Origin of the sequence: Arthrobacter sp. E3, from assembly GCF_017353415.1 — a bacterium.
In the GTDB taxonomy this organism is placed as follows: domain Bacteria; phylum Actinomycetota; class Actinomycetes; order Actinomycetales; family Micrococcaceae; genus Specibacter.
Genome location: NZ_JAFMPX010000123.1, coordinates 1 through 282, shown reverse-complemented (window position 1 = coordinate 282; position 282 = coordinate 1). Strand labels below are relative to the sequence as shown.

Here is a 282-nt window from a genome sequence, read left to right as displayed (position 1 = left end):
CAAAAATGGCGCTTAATGCGCCATTTTGTTTTTAATAGAGCCAAAACTATTCTTTACGGCTTTTTTGGTGTGATTTTTGGCGATAAAATTGTTTTGTTTCCCAGTGGTATAAGGTTAGGTCACCACCCCAGCAGCAGCCAGTATCTAAAGCATAAACGTTATCTGGTGTACATTTCCCTTCAAGGGATGCCCAATGGCCAAAGAACACCGAATAATCCTCAGGAATTTGACTTGGTAAATCAAACCAAGGTTTTAATGGTGCGGGCGCTTTTTTAGGGTTTT

At 40.4% G+C, this 282-nt stretch carries 1 protein-coding gene; it reads left to right on the top strand.

The features are described from left to right. The coding region (locus JMA46_RS16895; RefSeq protein ID WP_207346502.1) for a hypothetical protein at window positions 1-276 on the top strand (276 nt) is incomplete at its 5' end. Between the last annotated feature and the right edge of the window lie 6 nt (window positions 277-282).